This is a genomic window from Brevundimonas sp., assembly GCF_030704825.1.
GTDB lineage: Bacteria > Pseudomonadota > Alphaproteobacteria > Caulobacterales > Caulobacteraceae > Brevundimonas.
This window is the reverse complement of the sequence record NZ_JAUYNX010000021.1, coordinates 156,755-171,995: the sequence shown is the minus strand read 5'-3', so window position 1 is coordinate 171,995 and position 15,241 is coordinate 156,755. Positions and strand designations below refer to the sequence as shown.

Sequence of the window (15,241 nt, the reverse complement as noted above, 5' to 3'; positions counted from 1 at the left end):
CGGCCTGGCGTTTCGCGCTTGTGGCCGGGTTCTGCTAGCTTCCGGGGCTGATAGGAGAGGCTGATGCCGCGCAAATTCCTGGTGGTGGTCGACGACAGTCCGGAGTTCGAGACGGCCCTGCGCTACGCCGCGCGCCGGGCCCGCTCCACGGGCGGGCGCGTGGCCCTGCTGCACGTCATTCCCGCCGCCGCCCCGGACGCCCACTGGGCCGGGGTGCGCGAGGAGATCGAGCGCCAGACCCGCCTCGAGGCCGAGGCCACGCTGAACAAATGGGCCGAGGAGACCGTCGAGCGCTCGGGCGCCACGCCGGTCCTGCTGATCGAGCGCGGCGAGCCCCAGGACGCGATCCGCAAGGTCGTCGGCGAGGACCCCGAGATCAAGATCCTGGTCCTCGCCGCCGGAAGCGGCGGGCGCGGCCCCGGGCCGCTGGTCTCGGCCGTGGTCAAGCAGGGCGCCGCCTTCACCGGCCGCAAACTGCCCGTCACCATCGTTCCCGGCGAGCTGACCGAGAAGGACATCGAGGACCTCGCCTGACTCAGGGGCGCTATCGCTCGCGACGCCTCCAGGTTGCCCTCCCCCTCCTCCGGGCGCCGGAGGTGCGACGGCGTGGGCCTTGAACAGGGGGCGTCGGCGGCGCATCTGAGCGCCATGTTCATCCAGACCGAAACCACGCCCAATCCGAACGTCCTGAAATTCCTGCCGGGGCGCGCGGTGTCGGCCGAGCCGCAGGAATACCGCACCGCCGACGAGGCGGCCGCCTCGCCGCTGGCGGAAAGCCTGTTCGCGCTCGAGGGCGTCACGGGCGTCTTCTACGGTTCGGACTATGTTTCGGTGACCCGCGACGCCGGGGGCCCGGAATGGAGCCGGATGAAGGCTCCCATCCTGGCGGCCATCATGGACCAGTTCGTCTCCGACGCCCCGCTGTTCCGCAACGCCGTCGGCGCGGAAGAGGCGTCCGGCGAGGACTCCGAGGTCGTGGCCGAGATCAAGCAGCTGCTGGACAGCCGCGTGCGTCCCGCCGTGGCCCAGGACGGCGGCGACATCCTGTTCGACGGGTTCGACGAGGCCACCGGCGTCCTGACCCTGCGCATGCGCGGCGCCTGCGCCGGCTGCCCCTCGTCTTCCGCCACGCTGAAGGCCGGGGTCGAGCAGATGATGAAACACTACATCCCGGAAGTGACGAGCGTCGAACAGGTGCTCTGAAACGAATCCGTCCTCGCTTCCGAGGCGAGAGGGCGCCATCATCGGCCCATGCCCCGTTTCGAGAGCGACAGCGACGCCCGGCGTCTCGGCGACGCGCTCGCGGCGCTGCGCCGGGAGCGCGATCTCAGCCAGGCCGAGGCCGGCCGCCGCGCGGGCATGACCAGCCAGGGCTGGGGCCTGTACGAGGCGGGCAAGCGATCTGGCCTGTTCCGCCCCGACGTCCAGCGCCGGCTGACGGCGGTCCTCGGCGCGACACCGGAGGAGCTGATGCTGCGTCAGGCCTCGGCCGCGCCCGCCGCCCCGGCCTCCTCCGCCCCCTCCGCGGCCGGGGGCTTCGCCGGTCCGGGCATGGAGAGCCGGGGCCGCGACTTCTCGCCCCCGACCGCGCCGTCGGCGGCCGCCCGGACGACCGGGCGGCTGCAGCTGTCCAATGACGATCTGGCGCCCTGGGCCGCCTCGGGCGTGGTGCTGGAGTACGAAGCCGGCCGCTGGCCCCGGCGGGATCAGGGCTGCGTGATCGAGATGAACGACGGAGAGATCCGGGTGCGGCTCTACGACCGGGCCGACGCCGGGACGCTGGTGGTGCGCGGCGGACCCGGGGGGCTGGACGCCGAAGAGCGGATCGCCCGGTCCGCCACGCGGGCCGTCTCCGCCGTGACGGCCCGGCTGGAGCATTGAATGAAACGAAATTGTTGCAACGTTTTCGTTTCCATGAAACTGTCCCGTGTCGAACGGGAGACGAAGGGCCATGGCCAGAATCGGCGGGCGGGACGAGGTGGACGCCTATGTCGGCGCGCGCATCGGATTGAGGCGTTCGGCCCTGGGCCTGTCGCAGAGCGCCCTCGCCCAGCAGCTGGGGATCAGCTTCCAGCAGGTTCAGAAGTACGAGACGGGTCAGAACCGCATCTCGGCCTCGCGCCTGCACCGCGCCGCGACCGTGCTGGGCACGTCGGTCGAGACGTTCTTTCCGCCGGTGGAGACGGCGCGCGGGGCAGCGGACGACGGTTGGGACGCCCTGCGCTTCATCACCGCCACGGCCGACGGTCGGGCGGTGGCGACGAGTTTTCCGCTGATCGAGGACCGCGACATCCGCAAGGCCGTGGCGCGGATCGTCCGGGCGCTGGCCCGCGACGACTGATCGTGTCCGCCGGGGCGGGGCGGGCATGAAGATCCTGGTCGTCGATACGGCCCTGGGCCTGTGCACCGCCGGCGTGTTCGCGATCGACGGGACGGGCGCGCGCCGGATGGGGCTGCGCTCGGAGCCCATGGCCAAGGGCCATTCGGAACGGCTGGCCGGCTTCGCCCGCGACGCCATGGCCGAGGCGGGCCTCGACTTCCCGGCGCTGGACCGCATCGGCGTCACCGTCGGCCCCGGCTCCTTCACCGGCCTGAGGGTCGGCCTGGCCTTCGCCCAGGGCCTGGGCGCGGCGCTGGACCGGCCGGTGGTCGGGGTTTCGGCCCTCGACGCCCTCGCGGCCTCGGCCGGCGTCGCCCCGACGGTCGCGGCCCTGATCGACGCCCGCCGCGGACAGGTCTACGCCCGCTTCTGGACCGGCGGCGAGCCCGAGGGCCCGGCCGCGGCCCTGACCGTCGAGGCGGCGGCGGCCCGGATCGCCGTCATGACGCCGGGAGACCTGCTGGTCGGATCGGGGGCGGCCCTGTTCGCCGGGGCGGCGCCCGGAACGACGATCCTGGCGCTGGAGGGGCCGGAGCCCGAGGCCCTGGCCCGGCTGGCGGCGGCGGCCGATCCCGCCCTCGCCCCGCCGCGCCCCCTCTATCTGCGCGCGCCCGACGCCACCCCGCCGAGCCGACTGCCGGGCCAGCCGCGCGCCGGCGTCCGGGTCACGGCCCCCCGGGCCGACCGGGCCGCCCGCCTGGCCGGACTGCACGCCGCGGCCTTCCCGGAGCCGTGGAGCGCCGCGGCCTTCCAGGGCCTGCTGGACCAGCCGGGCGTGTTCGCCGTCGAGCAGAGGGACGGGTTCATCCTGATGCGGGCGGTGGCCGACGAGGCCGAGATCCTGACCCTGGCGGTGCGGCCGGCGGCGCGCCGGCGGGGGCTGGGCGGACGGCTGGTCGGCGAAGGTGCGGTCGCGGCGGCCGCGCGCGGCGCGACGCGGCTGTTCCTGGAAGTGGCCGCCGACAACGCGGCGGCGCGGGCCCTGTACGCCCGGGCGGGTTTCGCCGAGGCCGGGCGGCGGCCCGGCTACTACGCCGGGCCCGACGGCGCGCGGCGCGACGCCCTGCTACTGGCTCTCAACTTGACGGCGCCGCTTCCCTAGCGGGGCCCGCCCGCCTATCCTGTCGCCATGGACCGGATCGAGAAACTCTGCGCCGAGCGCGGCATGCGCATGACCGAGCAGCGGCGCGTCATCGCCCGCGTGCTGTCCAGCGCCGAGGATCATCCGGACGTCGAGGAGCTGTACCGCCGCGCCTCGGCCATCGACCCCCACATCTCGATCGCCACCGTCTATCGCACCGTCCGCCTGTTCGAGGAGGCGGGAGTCGTTGAAAAACATGACTTTGGCGACGGGCGGTCGCGCTACGAAGAGGCGGGGGACGACCACCACGACCATCTGATCGATACGCGGTCGGGCGAGGTGATCGAATTCTTCGACGCCGAGATCGAACGGCTCAAGACCGAGATCGCCGAGCGGCTGGGCTTCGAGCTGATCGGGCACAAGCTGGAGCTTTACGGCAAGCCGATCGACGGCGCCGAGCCGTCCAAGCGCGAAGGCCTGATCTTCACCCGCCACGCGCATCGCGACGATCCGGGCAAGCCGGACGCCTGAGCGGTCCCGGCGGGGCCGCCTTCCGGTAGCCTGCGGGACCCCGGCGCGCTAAACACGCCGTCCATGACCGAAACCCTCGCCCCGCCGCGGGATGAACCGGCCGCGCCCCGGCGCCTGTTCATCAAGACCTACGGCTGCCAGATGAACGTCTATGACTCGGAGCGCATGGCCGATGTGCTGCGGCCGCTGGGCTATGCGCCGACCGACACGGCCGAGGACGCCGACTTCGTCATCCTCAACACCTGCCACATCCGCGAGAAGGCGGCCGAGAAGGTCTATTCCGAGCTGGGCAAGCTGAGGGAGCTGAAGGACGCCAGGGCGGGAACGCCCAGGACGATGACGATCGCCGTGGCCGGCTGCGTCGCCCAGGCCGAGGGCGAGGAGATCATGCGCCGCCAGCCGGCGGTCGATCTGGTGGTCGGGCCGCAGGCCTATCACCAGCTGCCCGAACTGCTGACCCGCACGGCGCGGGCGCGGGGCGAGCGGATCGGCGCCGATTTCGCCGCCAACGACAAGTTCGACGCCCTGCCCTCCGCCCGCGGCGTCGACGGGCCGACGGCCTTCCTGACGGTGCAGGAGGGTTGCGACAAATTCTGCAGCTTCTGCGTCGTGCCCTACACCCGGGGGGCCGAATGGTCCCGGCCGGTCGCGGCCGTCCTGGCCGAGGCGCGGAAATTGGCCGACAAGGGCGTGCGCGCGATCACCCTGCTGGGCCAGAACGTCAACGCCTACGACGGCGAAGGGCCGGACGGGGCTCCGTCGACCCTGGCGCGCCTGGCGTATGCGCTGGCGGACATCCCGGGCGTCGACCGGATCCGCTACACCACCAGCCACCCCAACGACATGTCGGACGACCTGATCGCGGCCCACGGCCAGCTGGAGGCCCTGATGCCGTGGCTCCACCTGCCGGTGCAGTCGGGCTCGGACCGCATCCTGCGGGCGATGAACCGCAAGCACGGCCGGGCGAAATACCTCGAGCTGATCGACCGGGTCCGCGCCGCCCGGCCGGACATCGCCCTGTCCGGCGACTTCATCGTCGGCTTCCCCGGCGAGACGGACGCCGATTTCGAGCAGACGATGGATCTGGTGCGGCGCGCCCGCTACGCCTCGGCCTTTTCCTTCATGTATTCGCCGCGCCCGGGCACGCCCGCCGCGGGCATGGCGTGCCAGGTTCCCGAGGCCGTGGCGCGCGAACGGCTGCACGCCCTCCAGGCCCTTTTGTGGGAACAGCAGACGGCCTTCAACGCCGCCATGGCCGGACGGACGATGGACGTGCTGTTCGAGAAGAAGGGCCGGCACGGCGCCCAGGCCATCGGCCGGTCGCCCTGGCTGCAGTCGGTCCATGTCGAGGACGCGGATCATCTGATCGGCCGGATCGTTCCAGTGGAGATCGAGAGCGGCGCGCAGAATTCCCTGAAGGGTCGGTTGATGAAGCAGAAGGCGGCCTGATGGCGCGTGAGAGCGAGTTCCTGGCGCTGGACGACGCCGCCCTGCGCGCCGTCATCGGCCCCAACAGCCGCCACCTCGCCCTGATCGAGGACCGGTTCAAGGTGCTGATCGAGACGCCGGGCGGCGGGGTGGCGATCAACGGCTCGGCCCGCGACCGGGCCCAGGCGAAACGCGTCGTCCAGACCCTGGCGGACCGCGCCGACACGGGCGCCGAGATCACCGAGGCCGACGTGCGCGCCGCCCTCGGCGCCGCCATGGCCCAGCCGCGGACGGGGCAGGGGAGCGTGGCGCCCGACGCCATCGCCCTGCCGGTCGGCCGCCGCGGCGCCATCGCGCCCAAGACGGCGGCCCAGGCCAATTATCTGGCCCTGCTGTCGCAGTGCGAACTGACCTTCGGCGTCGGCCCGGCGGGCACCGGCAAGACCTTCCTGGCGGCCGCCTACGGCGCGTCCCTGTTGCGGCGGGGCCAGGTGGACCGGCTGGTCATCACCCGGCCGGCGGTCGAGGCGGGCGAGAAGCTGGGCTTCCTGCCCGGCGACCTGAACGAGAAGGTCGACCCCTATCTGGCGCCCATCTGGGAGGCGCTGAACGACATCCTCGGCCCCGACGACGTGCGCCGCCGGCGCGACAAGGGCGAGATCGAGGCGGCGCCGATCGCCTTCATGCGCGGCCGCACCCTGGCCCACGCCTACATCATCGTCGACGAGGCCCAGAACACCTCGCGCCTGCAGATGAAGATGGTTCTGACCCGACTGGGCGAGGGCGCGCGCATGGTGGTGACCGGCGACCCGTCGCAGGTCGACCTGCTGAACCCGCGCGATTCCGGCCTCAAACACGCCCTGCGCATCCTCGAGGACGTCAAGGGCGTGGGCGTGCAGCGGTTCGAGGCCCGGGACGTGGTCCGCCACGCCATGGTCGAGCGCATCGTCCGCGCCTATGACGCCGACGCCGCCAGCCGTCGCCCGGCGGCCGATCTGGAAGATCCCGACGCATGATCGAGGTCGAGGTCGAGGCCAGCGCCTGGACGGACGCCCTGCCGGACGCCGCGGCGGTGGTCGAACGGGCGGCGACGGCGGCCCTGGGCGCGGTCGAGGGCGACGTCGTGGTGCTGCTGACGGACGACGCGGCTGTGCAGGATCTGAACGCCCGTTTCCGCGGCAAGGACGGGCCGACCAATGTCCTGTCCTTCCCGGCCTCCGAAAGCGCGGCCCCGCATCTGGGCGACCTGGTGCTGGCCCATGGCGTCTGCGCCGCCGAGGCGGGGGCCCAGGGCAAGACCCTGGCTGACCATCTGACCCATCTGACCGTCCACGGCGTGCTTCACCTGCTGGGCCGCGACCATGTCGACGAGGCCGAGGCCGAGGCCATGGAGGCCGAGGAGCGAAGCCTGCTTGCCAGCCTGGGCGTCGCCGACCCATACAGGCCCCATGACCCTGTTCACGGCGACGCTTGACGACGACGGGCCGCGCGCGCGGCTGATCCTGCGCCTCGGCCGCGTCGGCCTGGCCCTGGCGGCGGGCGCCGCCGCCGCCCTGGCGCATCCGCCGTTCGGGATCCTGCCCGGCCTGCTCGGCTACGCCCTGCTGATGTTCCTGGCCGAGCGCGCGACCTCGGTTCGCGGCGCCTTCTGGATGGGCTGGCTCGCCGGCTTCGCCTACTTCTTCATCAGCTGCTGGTGGGTGGCCGAGGCCTTTCTGGTCAATCCCGCCCAGGCGTGGATGGCGCCGTTCGCGGCCAGCCTGCTGCCGATCGGCCTGGGCCTGTTCTGGGGAACGGCGACGGCGCTGTACCGGCGCTTCCTGCCCGCCGGGGTCAAGCGGGCCCTGTTCTTCGCCGCGCTGTTCTGCCTGCTGGAGTGGCTGCGCGGCCATGTGCTGACCGGCTTCCCGTGGAATCCGGCCGGGGCCAGCTGGAAGGCGGGCTCGGCCGCGTCGCAGTTCGCGGCCGTGGCCGGCGTCTATGGCCTGGGCTTCGTCACCGTGGCGTCGGCCGCGGCCTTCGGCCCGCTTCTGGCGGCCGGATCGCGCAAGGCGCGGATCGGAACAGCCGTTCTGGGCGCCCTGGCCCTGGCGGCGCTCGTGCTCGGCGGCGCCGTGCGGCTGGGGCAGGCCCGGCTCGAGCTGACCGACACGGTGGTCCGCATCGTCCAGGCGGATGTCGATCAGGAGTCCAAATGGACGCCCGAGGCCTATCGCGGCATCGTCGACCGCTACGTCAACCTGACCGCCCGGCCCGGGGCGGTCACGCCGGACCTGATCATCTGGCCCGAAGGGGCCTTGCCCGCCTCCGCCAACCAGGTGTTCGCTCCTGGCTCGCCCGAGGCCGCGGCCATGGCCCGGGCGGTGCAGCCGGGCCAGAGCCTGATCGTCGGCCTCGGCCGCGGCCTGCCGGACCCCGTGGCCCCGGGGCGCGCGCGTTATTTCAACAGCCTGTTCGTCCTGACCGACGAGGGCGGCGACGGGCTGAGGATCGCCAACGTCTATGACAAATACCGGCTGGTGCCGTTCGGCGAATATCTGCCGGCGGGGGGCCTGCTGGGCGCGCTCGGCGTGCGCAGCCTGACGCATATGCCGACCGATTTCAGCGCCGGCCCGCGTCCTGCGCCGATCGACATTCCCGGGGCGCCGCGTGCCCAGCCGCTGATCTGCTACGAGAGCCTGTATCCGGGCTTCACCCCCGGCGCCGCCGGCCGCCCCGGCTGGATCGTCAACATCTCCAACGACGCCTGGTTCGGCCGCAGCTCCGGTCCGCTGCAGCACCTGAACCTGGCGTCGTACCGGGCCATCGAGACCGGCCTTCCGGTGGTGCGTTCCACCCCGACGGGGGTCTCGGCCATGATCGACCCCTGGGGCCGGGTGATCGGCGACCAGCGGCTGGAGCCGGGCGAGAGCGGGGTCATAGACGCCCGTCTGCCCCGGCCGACCGGGGTGACCCTCTACGGGCGGATCGGCGACCTGTTGTTCTGGCTGGCGGTCCTGGCCGGACTGGCCGTCGCGGCGCCCTGGAGCCGCCTGCGACGCGGGCGGGCGGGCGCCTGATTCGGGCCGACTCCGGACGGATTCACGCGTCGCGAGAGCCTGAAAACCGGTTACTCAACCGTGGCTGTTCCGGGCGCCGCCGTTTTTGCAATTTTTGATGACAGGGACGAATCACGAGCGCATTCAGGCGTGGCGGTAGGGCAACCGAAGGACGCATCGACGATGGCGAGAGGCAAGGGCGAGGACGGTCCTCATCCGGTGGACCGGCACGTGGGCCGGCGCGTGTGCGAGAAACGACTCGCGCTCGGCTATAACCAGAGCGATCTGGGCCGGGCGCTGGGCCTGACCTTCCAGCAGATCCAGAAATACGAGAAGGGGGCCAACCGGATCTCCGCCTCCAAGCTCTGGGACATCGCGCGCTTCTTCAAGGTCGACATAGGCTATTTCTTCGAAGGCCTGACCGGAGCCCAGATCGCCGGCATGGCCGAGGGCGGCGCGGGGTTCGACCACGACTTCCCGGCCACGCGCTACACCATCGAGATCGGCCGTCTGGCGCCCCAGCTGTCGACCCGCCAGCAAAAGCTGGCGCTGGAGCTGATCCGCGACATGGCCGACCGCAAGGAGACGGACGAGGGCTGACCTCTCCGTCCGCCCGGTCCCGGTTCCGGCTCCGCTATTCTTTCGTCGACCGCGCCTGACCGAAGGTCGGCGCCCGCGCCTTTTGCTCCGCCCAGTAGGCGGCACCGTCGCGCGGCTTGAACATGGTCCTGGGCGCGCCGTCGCGCGACACCACGGCGAAGGTGTTGGTCGAGGCCTGGTACAGCAGCACATCGCCGTTGGGCCGCTCGACGCGGTCCGTTCCGGCGGGGGGCCGGGCCGTGAAGCTCCGGATTTTCGCCAGATAATCCTGCGGCGTCGAGGCGCCGAAATCCGCCCCATTACGCTCGAACAGACGGGTGATCTTGGCGTCGACCGTTTCCCGCCTGTTGGCGGTGATCGCCGGCCGGGCCTCTTCCCGGGCCGCCCCGACCGTTTCCGAAGCTGCGCCGGACGCGGCGGTCGGGGTCGTTTCCGCCCCCTCGGCCGCGCGGTCGCGTGTCTCGACGGCCGAGCCGCCGTCGCCGCATCCCGCCAGGGCCAGCGCGAGCCCCAGCGATGCCGCCGCCATCCATACCGGACCCTTGTTGGCGATCATGAAACCCTCCCATGGTTGAAATCCGCCGGACGGTAGATAACCACAGGTGGGATGTATCCCCTCTGGACATGTAAGCCCGGATGTGGGATATTGTGGGTATGGAAACGACCCGCACCCCGAAAGGCCCGACCCTCCGCCAGTTTCAGGCGCGCTTCCCCACGGAAGACGCCTGTCTGGAGCACCTGAAGCTGGTTCGCTACGGGGCCAAACACACCTGCGCCAAGTGCGAGCGGGAGGCCAAATACTACCGTGTGAAGGGCCGCCGCTCGTATGAGTGCGAGCATTGCGGCTATCAGGTCTATCCGACCGCCGGGACGCCCTTCCAGAAGACCCGGACCAGCCTCCGCGACTGGTTCTATGTGATGTTCCTGTTCACCAGCACCCGGAACGGCGTGGCGGCGAAGCGGGTCCAGCGCGAGATTGGCGTCACCTACAAAACGGCTTGGCGCATGTGCAAGCTGATCCGCCAGTACATGGGCTATGTGGACGGCGACGACGCTATCGGCGGCTTTGATGGCCAGCCGGTCGAGGTTGACCACGGTTTCATCGGTGGCCGGGCCGAGAGCCGCAACAAGCTGGATAACAAGAAGGTGGTCCTCGGCATGATCGAGCGCGGTGGCAGCGTCATCGCCCGTCACCTGCCGGAACGTCGCCTCGACCTTATCGCCGGGACCCTGAACGCCAGTCTGCGGCGCGGAACCCACGTCGTTTCAGACGCCGAGGCCTCGTTCACGTCCGTCCTGCGGATGGGCAAGAACCACCAGCACACTCAGATCAAGCGCAGCGACGGGGAGTTGAAGGTCAACGGTCAGACGACCGGCCACGTCGAAGGGTTCTGGAACCTTGTGAAGCGCGGGATCAATGGCACCTACATCTCGGTCAGCCAGCAGCACATGCAGACGTACCTGAACGAGTTTGAGTTCCGATATAACCTGCGGAAGCGGCCCCACCTGATGTTCGATCTGCTGCTGCTGTCGTTCCCGCGCGGCATCTAATTGGCCCGCGTCGCGGTCTGTCCCCAGCCCCATCCCCCGCCAAGCGGGTGATTCGGACAGTAAGTGATCGCAATCGGACTCGCGTCCGGGTGATTCGCCTGAATTAATGGTTGCGCACGTTCACCCCCGATTCGTCGGGGTTGTAGGGCGGCCCTCTCGACCCTCGCACGGTCGTTTGGGCTGGCAGTCGCTACATCGCTTGCGGCATCACGGGGGCGGTTCGGTCGAAAGGCCGGACCGCCTTTCGCTTGTCTGACACAGCGAATTAGCCGTGTCCATGTTCCGTCAGTCGGCTTCGTCCTCGCGAAGATCTTCCTCGCCCGGCTCGTCCTTCGGCTTCACGTCCAGCGGCGGCTTGTTGACCATCGCGTCCAGCAGACGGTCGAAGCGTTGCGTGTCGTCGGTTTCTGGCATCTAGATCGCCTCCATGGGGCGGGTTTTACAGATCATCTGCGGCGTTGTCTTGGCAGTCGCCCTGGGGGGCTCACAGCAATCCCCAGAACCGCAGCGGGTGCCCGACCGCAGCCCAGCCATACAAAGTCAGGCCAGCAACCAAGCTGGCAACCGAGAATCCGGCCCAAATGACCCGCTTGAGGTTACGATTGTCCAGAGCCCGGCGGATGCCAAGCACGGTGGCGAACGCGAGGCCGCATCCGACGAGCACGAGGCCCAAGACTTGGAGGCCCAAGTACGGGCTGCGGACGCCGCCGAAAAACAAATCGGGCCGGCGTGGTTCGCTGCTTCCCTCAGCTTTCTGGGTACCATTCTGATCGCGTGGTCGATCCTCGAAACGCGGGACTCCAAGCAGCGCGAGCTGCGGGCCTACGTGGTGCTGGCCAAGATTGACCATGAGCTTCAGTGGGACCCCAAGGCTAAGCGCGCGCGCCACGCTTTCCGCGCCGTCTGGGAAAACCGAGGATCGACCCCGGCCCGCTTCGCCTCCGTCTCGATACAGTCGGTTGTGCTGGACCATAAGGCCCCAGCCGACTTTCATCTGGAAGAACACACCGAGGGCCACACGACCATCCACCCGAAGGGTGGGGATTGCTATTCCGTCCACGCCTTCATCAGCGGCGAAGATTTGCTGGCGAGCACCACGGAACAGACCTTTGTCTATCTCTGGGGAAGCGTCCGATATCGAGATGTATTTCGTTGGACTCCTCAGCGGGAGACACGGTTTTTCTTCCGTGTGATCATTCGCGGCAATCCGGCGCGAATGATCAGCAATCGAAATCCGATCAACGTCCACTACCCCCACATGGGTCGGCACAACACCGCCACCTAGCGCCAGCGCCGCAATGATCGCGGCGATCATGGCCTAAGCGCCTGTTTAGGCGAACAAGAATCATCGTACATGTTCACAGGGGATACATTCCCCACAGGTCATATGTTCCTGCAATGTTCCAGTTGGGGCCGGTTCCTCTCGACGTCGCCGGGCCGCATCGCTAGATCAGCGGCATGACCACCGCCGCCCTGTCCGGACGCAAGATCCTGCTGATCGTCGGCGGCGGCATCGCCGCCTACAAGACGCTGGAGCTGACGCGGCTGCTGAAGAAGGCCGGGGCCGACGTCATGAGCGTGCTGACGGCGGCGGGGGCCGAGTTCGTGACGCCGATGTCGCTGGCCGCCCTGACCGGCCATCCGGTGCGTCAGGCCCTGTTCATGCCCGGGGACGAGACGGCCATGGGCCATATCGAGCTGTCGCGCTGGGCCGACCTGGTCGTGGTCGCGCCGGCGACGGCGGGACTGATCGCCAAGGCGGCCAACGGCCTGGCCGACGACCTGGCCTCGACCACCCTCCTGGCCACCGACAAGCGGGTGCTGCTGGCCCCGGCGATGAATGTGCGGATGTGGCTGCACCCGGCGGTGCAGGCCAATGTCGAGCGTCTGAAGGGCTTCGACGGCTTTCACGGCGCGGCCGTGGTCGGGCCTGACGAGGGCGAGATGGCCTGCGGCGAGTTCGGCCCGGGCCGGATGGCCGAGCCGGCGGCGATCATGGAAGCGATCGGGGGGCTGCTGGCGGGCCCCGACGGCCGGCCGCTGGCGGGACGAAGGGCGGTGGTCACCGCCGGACCGACCTTCGAGCCGATCGACCCGGTGCGCGGCCTGACCAACCGCTCCAGCGGCAAGCAGGGCTATGCCATCGCCGAAGCGCTGGCCCAGCTGGGGGCGCGGGTGACGCTGGTGTCGGGGCCGGTGGCCCTGGCCGCCCCCGCGGGCGTCGAGCGCGTGTGGGTCGAGACGGCGCGCGAGATGAAGGACGCGGTCGAGGCCGCCCTGCCCGCGGATATCGCGGTGATGAGCGCCGCCGTGGCCGACTGGCGCGTCGACGGCGTGGCCTCGGGCAAGATCAAGAAGGCCCCCGGGGGCCCGCCGTCCCTGGCCCTGATCGAGAATCCCGACATCCTCGCCGGCGTCTCCGCGCCCGGGAAGAAGCGGCCGAAACTGGTGGTCGGCTTCGCCGCCGAGACCACGGACCTGGAGGCCAACGCCCGGGCCAAGCTGTCGCGCAAGGGCTGCGACTGGATCGTCGGCAACGACGTGTCCGACGACGTCTTCGGCGCCGACGGCAATACGGTGACCCTGTTCACCAAGGACGGTTCAGCGGAAAGCTGGCCGCGCCAGTCCAAGGCCGAGGTGGCGAGGAAGCTGGCCGCCCGCATCGCCGCCCATTTCAAAGCTTGAAGCCGCGGGTTTTCCCCAGCTTATCCACAACGACAATCGGTACGCGACAACCGATGCATCCGGGTCGCGACAAGGGCGATAAGCTGGACAGCCGACACATCGCACCGCCAGGGAAAGCCATGACCACCGTCCGCGTCGAACGCCTGCCCCATGCCGAGGGTTTGCCCCTGCCGGCCTATGAGACCGGGGGCTCGGCCGGGATGGACCTGCGCGCGGCGGTCGCCGACGACGCGCCGCTGACGCTGGCGCCCGGCGCGCGGACACTGGTGCCGACGGGGCTGAAGATCGCCCTGGAGCCGGGTTTCGAGGCCCAGGTGCGGCCCCGCTCGGGGCTGGCGCTGAAACACGGCCTGACCTGCCTGAATTCGCCCGGCACCATCGACAGCGACTATCGCGGCGAGGTCGGGGTCATCCTGATCAACCATGGACAGGAGCCGTTCGTCATCCGCCGCGGCGAACGCATCGCCCAGATGGTCATCGCCCGGCACGAGCAGGCGGCCATGGTCGAGGTCGGGACGCTGGACGAAACCGCGCGCGGGGCGGGCGGCTTCGGCTCGACCGGACGTTAAGCGGAGCCATTCGCCGCCAAGCGCGTTAACCCTGCTTCCGGCCAAGCTCGGCCGTATCAAGGAGGTCGGCGTATGGAGTCCCTGTTCGATTCGATCGGCGCGTTTCTGACCGGCCTGTTCGGCCTGGCCCAGGGCGGGTTCGACACCATCAATCAGGTCACGGGCCTGCTCATCGCGGTGATCGCGACCTTCATGATGCCGGCGTGGAACCGGCTGTGGGCCACGTCGCTGGGGGCGGCCTTCGTCTTCATCCTCGTCGGCCTGCTGCGCCCGATGCTGGATGGCGGCGCCTTCGCGATGCCGCCGCTGCTGACGCTGGGCTTCTGGATGACCGTGCTGGCGCTGTTCCTCGGCTTCGCCGTGGTCATCGCGGTGATGTTCTTCATCAAGTCGCTGTTCGTCGGTCGCGGGCACGGCCACCGCAAACACGCGCACTGAGGACCGGAGCCTCGGGTTCCTTGTTGGGCCGCGGTCGTCGGCCCTTCGGGACCTCCCGACCCGACCCGACCCGACGCGGCCTGGCGCTTCGCGCAGCCTTGCCACGCGAGGCAGAAAATCGGCGCTCAGGCAGCGAGCGACCGCGTCGCGAGCATTAGCGCCCGGGCGAGCCGTCAGGCCTGCCGGAAACCCAGCACGTCCTGCATGTCGTAGAGGCCGGGCTTGCGGCCGCGGACCCAGGCGGCGGCGGCGACGGCGCCCTTGGCGAACAGCGAGCGGTCGATGGCCGAATGGCTGAGCGTCAGGGTCTCGTCCTCGGAGGCGAACAGGACGGTGTGCTCGCCGATGACCCCGCCGGCGCGCAGGGAGGCGAAGCCGATCCGGCCCGGGGCCCGCTCCCCGGTGATGCCGTCGTACGGGGCGCTGCGCACATCGGCCAGATCCTCGCCGCGGCCGCTGGCGGCGGCCTCGCCCAGCATCAGGGCCGTGCCCGAGGGGGCGTCGGCCTTCTTGCGATGATGGGTCTCCAGCACCTCGATGTCCCAGTCGGCGGCGTCCAGCCGCTGGGCGGCGTGCTCCACGAGGCCGATAAGAATGTTGACGCCGAGCGAGAAGTTTCCGCTGCGGACGATGGCGATCCTTTCCGCCGCCGCGAGGATTTCGGCGTCCTGTTCGGGGGTCAGGCCGGTCGAGCCGATGACCAGCGCCGGTCCGCCGCGGGCGGCGCAGGCCCGGGCCAGTTCGACCGAGGCGTCCGGGGTCGAGAAGTCGATGATCACGTCGCACAGCGACAGGTCGGGCGTCTCGCCGCGGTCGAACCGGGCGGCGACGACGACGTCCTCGCGGGCGTCCAGCGCCGTCGAGACGGCCCGGCCCATCCGGCCGCGCGCGCCGGAGATGCCGGCGTGGAAGATGACGCTCAACTCAGACCCCTGTCAGT

At 70.2% G+C, this 15,241-nt stretch carries 19 protein-coding genes; 16 read left to right on the top strand and 3 right to left on the bottom strand.

Features of this window, described 5'->3' with window-relative positions:
* Nucleotides 1-63 precede the first annotated feature (63 nt).
* From Q8Q71_RS11755 to Q8Q71_RS11700, 11 genes are all read left to right on the top strand, one after another.
* Nucleotides 64-534 carry a universal stress protein gene (locus tag Q8Q71_RS11755; protein WP_305759776.1) on the top strand — a complete coding sequence of 157 codons (471 nt, stop codon included), beginning with the start codon at nt 64-66 and terminating at the stop codon, nt 532-534.
* 114 nt (nt 535-648) lie between these two features.
* Nucleotides 649-1,203 carry a NifU family protein gene (locus tag Q8Q71_RS11750; protein ID WP_305759824.1) on the top strand — a complete coding sequence of 185 codons (555 nt, stop codon included), beginning with the start codon at nt 649-651 and terminating at the stop codon, nt 1,201-1,203.
* Between the two features lie 48 nt (nt 1,204-1,251).
* On the top strand, nt 1,252-1,881 hold the full coding sequence (locus Q8Q71_RS11745; RefSeq protein ID WP_305759775.1) for a helix-turn-helix transcriptional regulator: 630 nt from the start codon (nt 1,252-1,254) through the stop codon (nt 1,879-1,881).
* 70 nt (nt 1,882-1,951) lie between these two features.
* On the top strand, nt 1,952-2,341 hold the full coding sequence (locus tag Q8Q71_RS11740) for a helix-turn-helix domain-containing protein (RefSeq protein ID WP_305759774.1): 390 nt from the start codon (nt 1,952-1,954) through the stop codon (nt 2,339-2,341).
* Nucleotides 2,342-2,366: 25 nt separating this feature from the next.
* Nucleotides 2,367-3,482 (top strand): tRNA (adenosine(37)-N6)-threonylcarbamoyltransferase complex dimerization subunit type 1 TsaB, encoded by a 1,116-nt coding sequence (gene tsaB, locus Q8Q71_RS17240; protein ID WP_371315956.1) that lies wholly within the window; start codon nt 2,367-2,369, stop codon nt 3,480-3,482.
* Between the two features lie 27 nt (nt 3,483-3,509).
* The gene (locus Q8Q71_RS11725) at nt 3,510-3,992 is read left to right on the top strand and encodes a Fur family transcriptional regulator (RefSeq protein ID WP_305759773.1); all 483 of its coding nucleotides are present in this window, start codon (nt 3,510-3,512) and stop codon (nt 3,990-3,992) included.
* A gap of 63 nt (nt 3,993-4,055) precedes the next feature.
* A complete protein-coding gene (gene miaB, locus Q8Q71_RS11720; RefSeq protein WP_305759772.1) occupies nt 4,056-5,441 on the top strand; it encodes a tRNA (N6-isopentenyl adenosine(37)-C2)-methylthiotransferase MiaB in 1,386 nt (461 codons plus the stop codon).
* Nucleotides 5,441-6,436: a PhoH family protein gene (locus tag Q8Q71_RS11715; protein WP_305759771.1), complete on the top strand. Its 996-nt coding sequence runs from the start codon at nt 5,441-5,443 to the stop codon at nt 6,434-6,436. The genes miaB and Q8Q71_RS11715 overlap by 1 nt, the downstream gene beginning before the upstream one ends.
* Nucleotides 6,433-6,894, top strand: coding sequence for an rRNA maturation RNase YbeY (gene ybeY, locus Q8Q71_RS11710; RefSeq protein WP_305759770.1), 462 nt, complete (start codon nt 6,433-6,435; stop codon nt 6,892-6,894). Before Q8Q71_RS11715 ends, ybeY begins: the two co-directional genes overlap by 4 nt.
* Nucleotides 6,869-8,479, top strand: a complete 1,611-nt coding sequence (gene lnt / locus Q8Q71_RS11705) for an apolipoprotein N-acyltransferase (RefSeq protein ID WP_305759769.1) — start codon at nt 6,869-6,871, stop codon at nt 8,477-8,479. Before ybeY ends, lnt begins: the two co-directional genes overlap by 26 nt.
* A 162-nt stretch (nt 8,480-8,641) precedes the next feature.
* Nucleotides 8,642-9,058 carry a helix-turn-helix domain-containing protein gene (locus Q8Q71_RS11700; protein WP_305759768.1) on the top strand — a complete coding sequence of 139 codons (417 nt, stop codon included), beginning with the start codon at nt 8,642-8,644 and terminating at the stop codon, nt 9,056-9,058.
* A 34-nt stretch (nt 9,059-9,092) separates the two neighbouring features.
* On the opposite strand, the gene Q8Q71_RS11695 is transcribed toward Q8Q71_RS11700, so the two are convergent.
* Entirely contained in the window at nt 9,093-9,614 is a 522-nt protein-coding gene (locus Q8Q71_RS11695; protein ID WP_305759767.1) for an S-type pyocin family protein, read from the bottom strand.
* 98 nt (nt 9,615-9,712) lie between these two features.
* Here Q8Q71_RS11695 and Q8Q71_RS11690 point away from each other — a divergent pair, with 98 nt between their 5' ends.
* Nucleotides 9,713-10,609: an IS1595 family transposase gene (locus tag Q8Q71_RS11690; protein ID WP_305759766.1), complete on the top strand. Its 897-nt coding sequence runs from the start codon at nt 9,713-9,715 to the stop codon at nt 10,607-10,609.
* 285 nt (nt 10,610-10,894) lie between these two features.
* Here Q8Q71_RS11690 and Q8Q71_RS11685 read toward each other — a convergent pair whose 3' ends face one another.
* On the bottom strand, nt 10,895-11,023 hold the full coding sequence (locus Q8Q71_RS11685; RefSeq protein ID WP_305759765.1) for a hypothetical protein: 129 nt from the start codon (nt 11,021-11,023) through the stop codon (nt 10,895-10,897).
* A 97-nt stretch (nt 11,024-11,120) separates the two neighbouring features.
* On the opposite strand from Q8Q71_RS11685, the gene Q8Q71_RS11680 reads away from it, so the two are divergent.
* The 4 genes from Q8Q71_RS11680 to Q8Q71_RS11665 all read left to right on the top strand — a co-directional run bounded on the left by Q8Q71_RS11680 (nt 11,121) and on the right by Q8Q71_RS11665 (nt 14,301).
* Nucleotides 11,121-11,894 carry a hypothetical protein gene (locus Q8Q71_RS11680; RefSeq protein ID WP_305759764.1) on the top strand — a complete coding sequence of 258 codons (774 nt, stop codon included), beginning with the start codon at nt 11,121-11,123 and terminating at the stop codon, nt 11,892-11,894.
* Nucleotides 11,895-12,067: 173 nt separating this feature from the next.
* Nucleotides 12,068-13,294: a bifunctional phosphopantothenoylcysteine decarboxylase/phosphopantothenate--cysteine ligase CoaBC gene (gene coaBC / locus Q8Q71_RS11675; RefSeq protein ID WP_305759763.1), complete on the top strand. Its 1,227-nt coding sequence runs from the start codon at nt 12,068-12,070 to the stop codon at nt 13,292-13,294.
* Nucleotides 13,295-13,413: 119 nt separating this feature from the next.
* Complete coding sequence (gene dut / locus Q8Q71_RS11670; protein ID WP_305759762.1) at nt 13,414-13,863, top strand: dUTP diphosphatase; 450 nt, start codon at nt 13,414-13,416, stop codon at nt 13,861-13,863.
* Nucleotides 13,864-13,935: 72 nt separating this feature from the next.
* Complete coding sequence (locus tag Q8Q71_RS11665; protein ID WP_305759761.1) at nt 13,936-14,301, top strand: hypothetical protein; 366 nt, start codon at nt 13,936-13,938, stop codon at nt 14,299-14,301.
* Nucleotides 14,302-14,474: 173 nt separating this feature from the next.
* Here Q8Q71_RS11665 and dapB read toward each other — a convergent pair whose 3' ends face one another.
* Nucleotides 14,475-15,224, bottom strand: a complete 750-nt coding sequence (dapB, locus tag Q8Q71_RS11660) for a 4-hydroxy-tetrahydrodipicolinate reductase (RefSeq protein ID WP_305759760.1) — start codon at nt 15,222-15,224, stop codon at nt 14,475-14,477.
* Nucleotides 15,225-15,241 lie beyond the last annotated feature (17 nt).

Bases quoted from the DNA above. Each gene is read 5' to 3' on its own strand.
- Q8Q71_RS11755 (WP_305759776.1), top strand. From the start codon at position 64: ATGCCGCGCAAATTCCTGGTGGTGGTCGACGACAGTCCGGAGTTCGAG.
- Q8Q71_RS11750 (WP_305759824.1), top strand. From the start codon at position 649: ATGTTCATCCAGACCGAAACCACGCCCAATCCGAACGTCCTGAAATTC.
- Q8Q71_RS11745 (WP_305759775.1), top strand. From the start codon at position 1,252: ATGCCCCGTTTCGAGAGCGACAGCGACGCCCGGCGTCTCGGCGACGCG.
- Q8Q71_RS11740 (WP_305759774.1), top strand. From the start codon at position 1,952: ATGGCCAGAATCGGCGGGCGGGACGAGGTGGACGCCTATGTCGGCGCG.
- tsaB (WP_371315956.1), top strand. From the start codon at position 2,367: ATGAAGATCCTGGTCGTCGATACGGCCCTGGGCCTGTGCACCGCCGGC.
- Q8Q71_RS11725 (WP_305759773.1), top strand. From the start codon at position 3,510: ATGGACCGGATCGAGAAACTCTGCGCCGAGCGCGGCATGCGCATGACC.
- miaB (WP_305759772.1), top strand. From the start codon at position 4,056: ATGACCGAAACCCTCGCCCCGCCGCGGGATGAACCGGCCGCGCCCCGG.
- Q8Q71_RS11715 (WP_305759771.1), top strand. From the start codon at position 5,441: ATGGCGCGTGAGAGCGAGTTCCTGGCGCTGGACGACGCCGCCCTGCGC.
- ybeY (WP_305759770.1), top strand. From the start codon at position 6,433: ATGATCGAGGTCGAGGTCGAGGCCAGCGCCTGGACGGACGCCCTGCCG.
- lnt (WP_305759769.1), top strand. From the start codon at position 6,869: ATGACCCTGTTCACGGCGACGCTTGACGACGACGGGCCGCGCGCGCGG.
- Q8Q71_RS11700 (WP_305759768.1), top strand. From the start codon at position 8,642: ATGGCGAGAGGCAAGGGCGAGGACGGTCCTCATCCGGTGGACCGGCAC.
- Q8Q71_RS11695 (WP_305759767.1), bottom strand. From the start codon at position 9,614: ATGATCGCCAACAAGGGTCCGGTATGGATGGCGGCGGCATCGCTGGGG.
- Q8Q71_RS11690 (WP_305759766.1), top strand. From the start codon at position 9,713: ATGGAAACGACCCGCACCCCGAAAGGCCCGACCCTCCGCCAGTTTCAG.
- Q8Q71_RS11685 (WP_305759765.1), bottom strand. From the start codon at position 11,023: ATGCCAGAAACCGACGACACGCAACGCTTCGACCGTCTGCTGGACGCG.
- coaBC (WP_305759763.1), top strand. From the start codon at position 12,068: ATGACCACCGCCGCCCTGTCCGGACGCAAGATCCTGCTGATCGTCGGC.
- dut (WP_305759762.1), top strand. From the start codon at position 13,414: ATGACCACCGTCCGCGTCGAACGCCTGCCCCATGCCGAGGGTTTGCCC.
- Q8Q71_RS11665 (WP_305759761.1), top strand. From the start codon at position 13,936: ATGGAGTCCCTGTTCGATTCGATCGGCGCGTTTCTGACCGGCCTGTTC.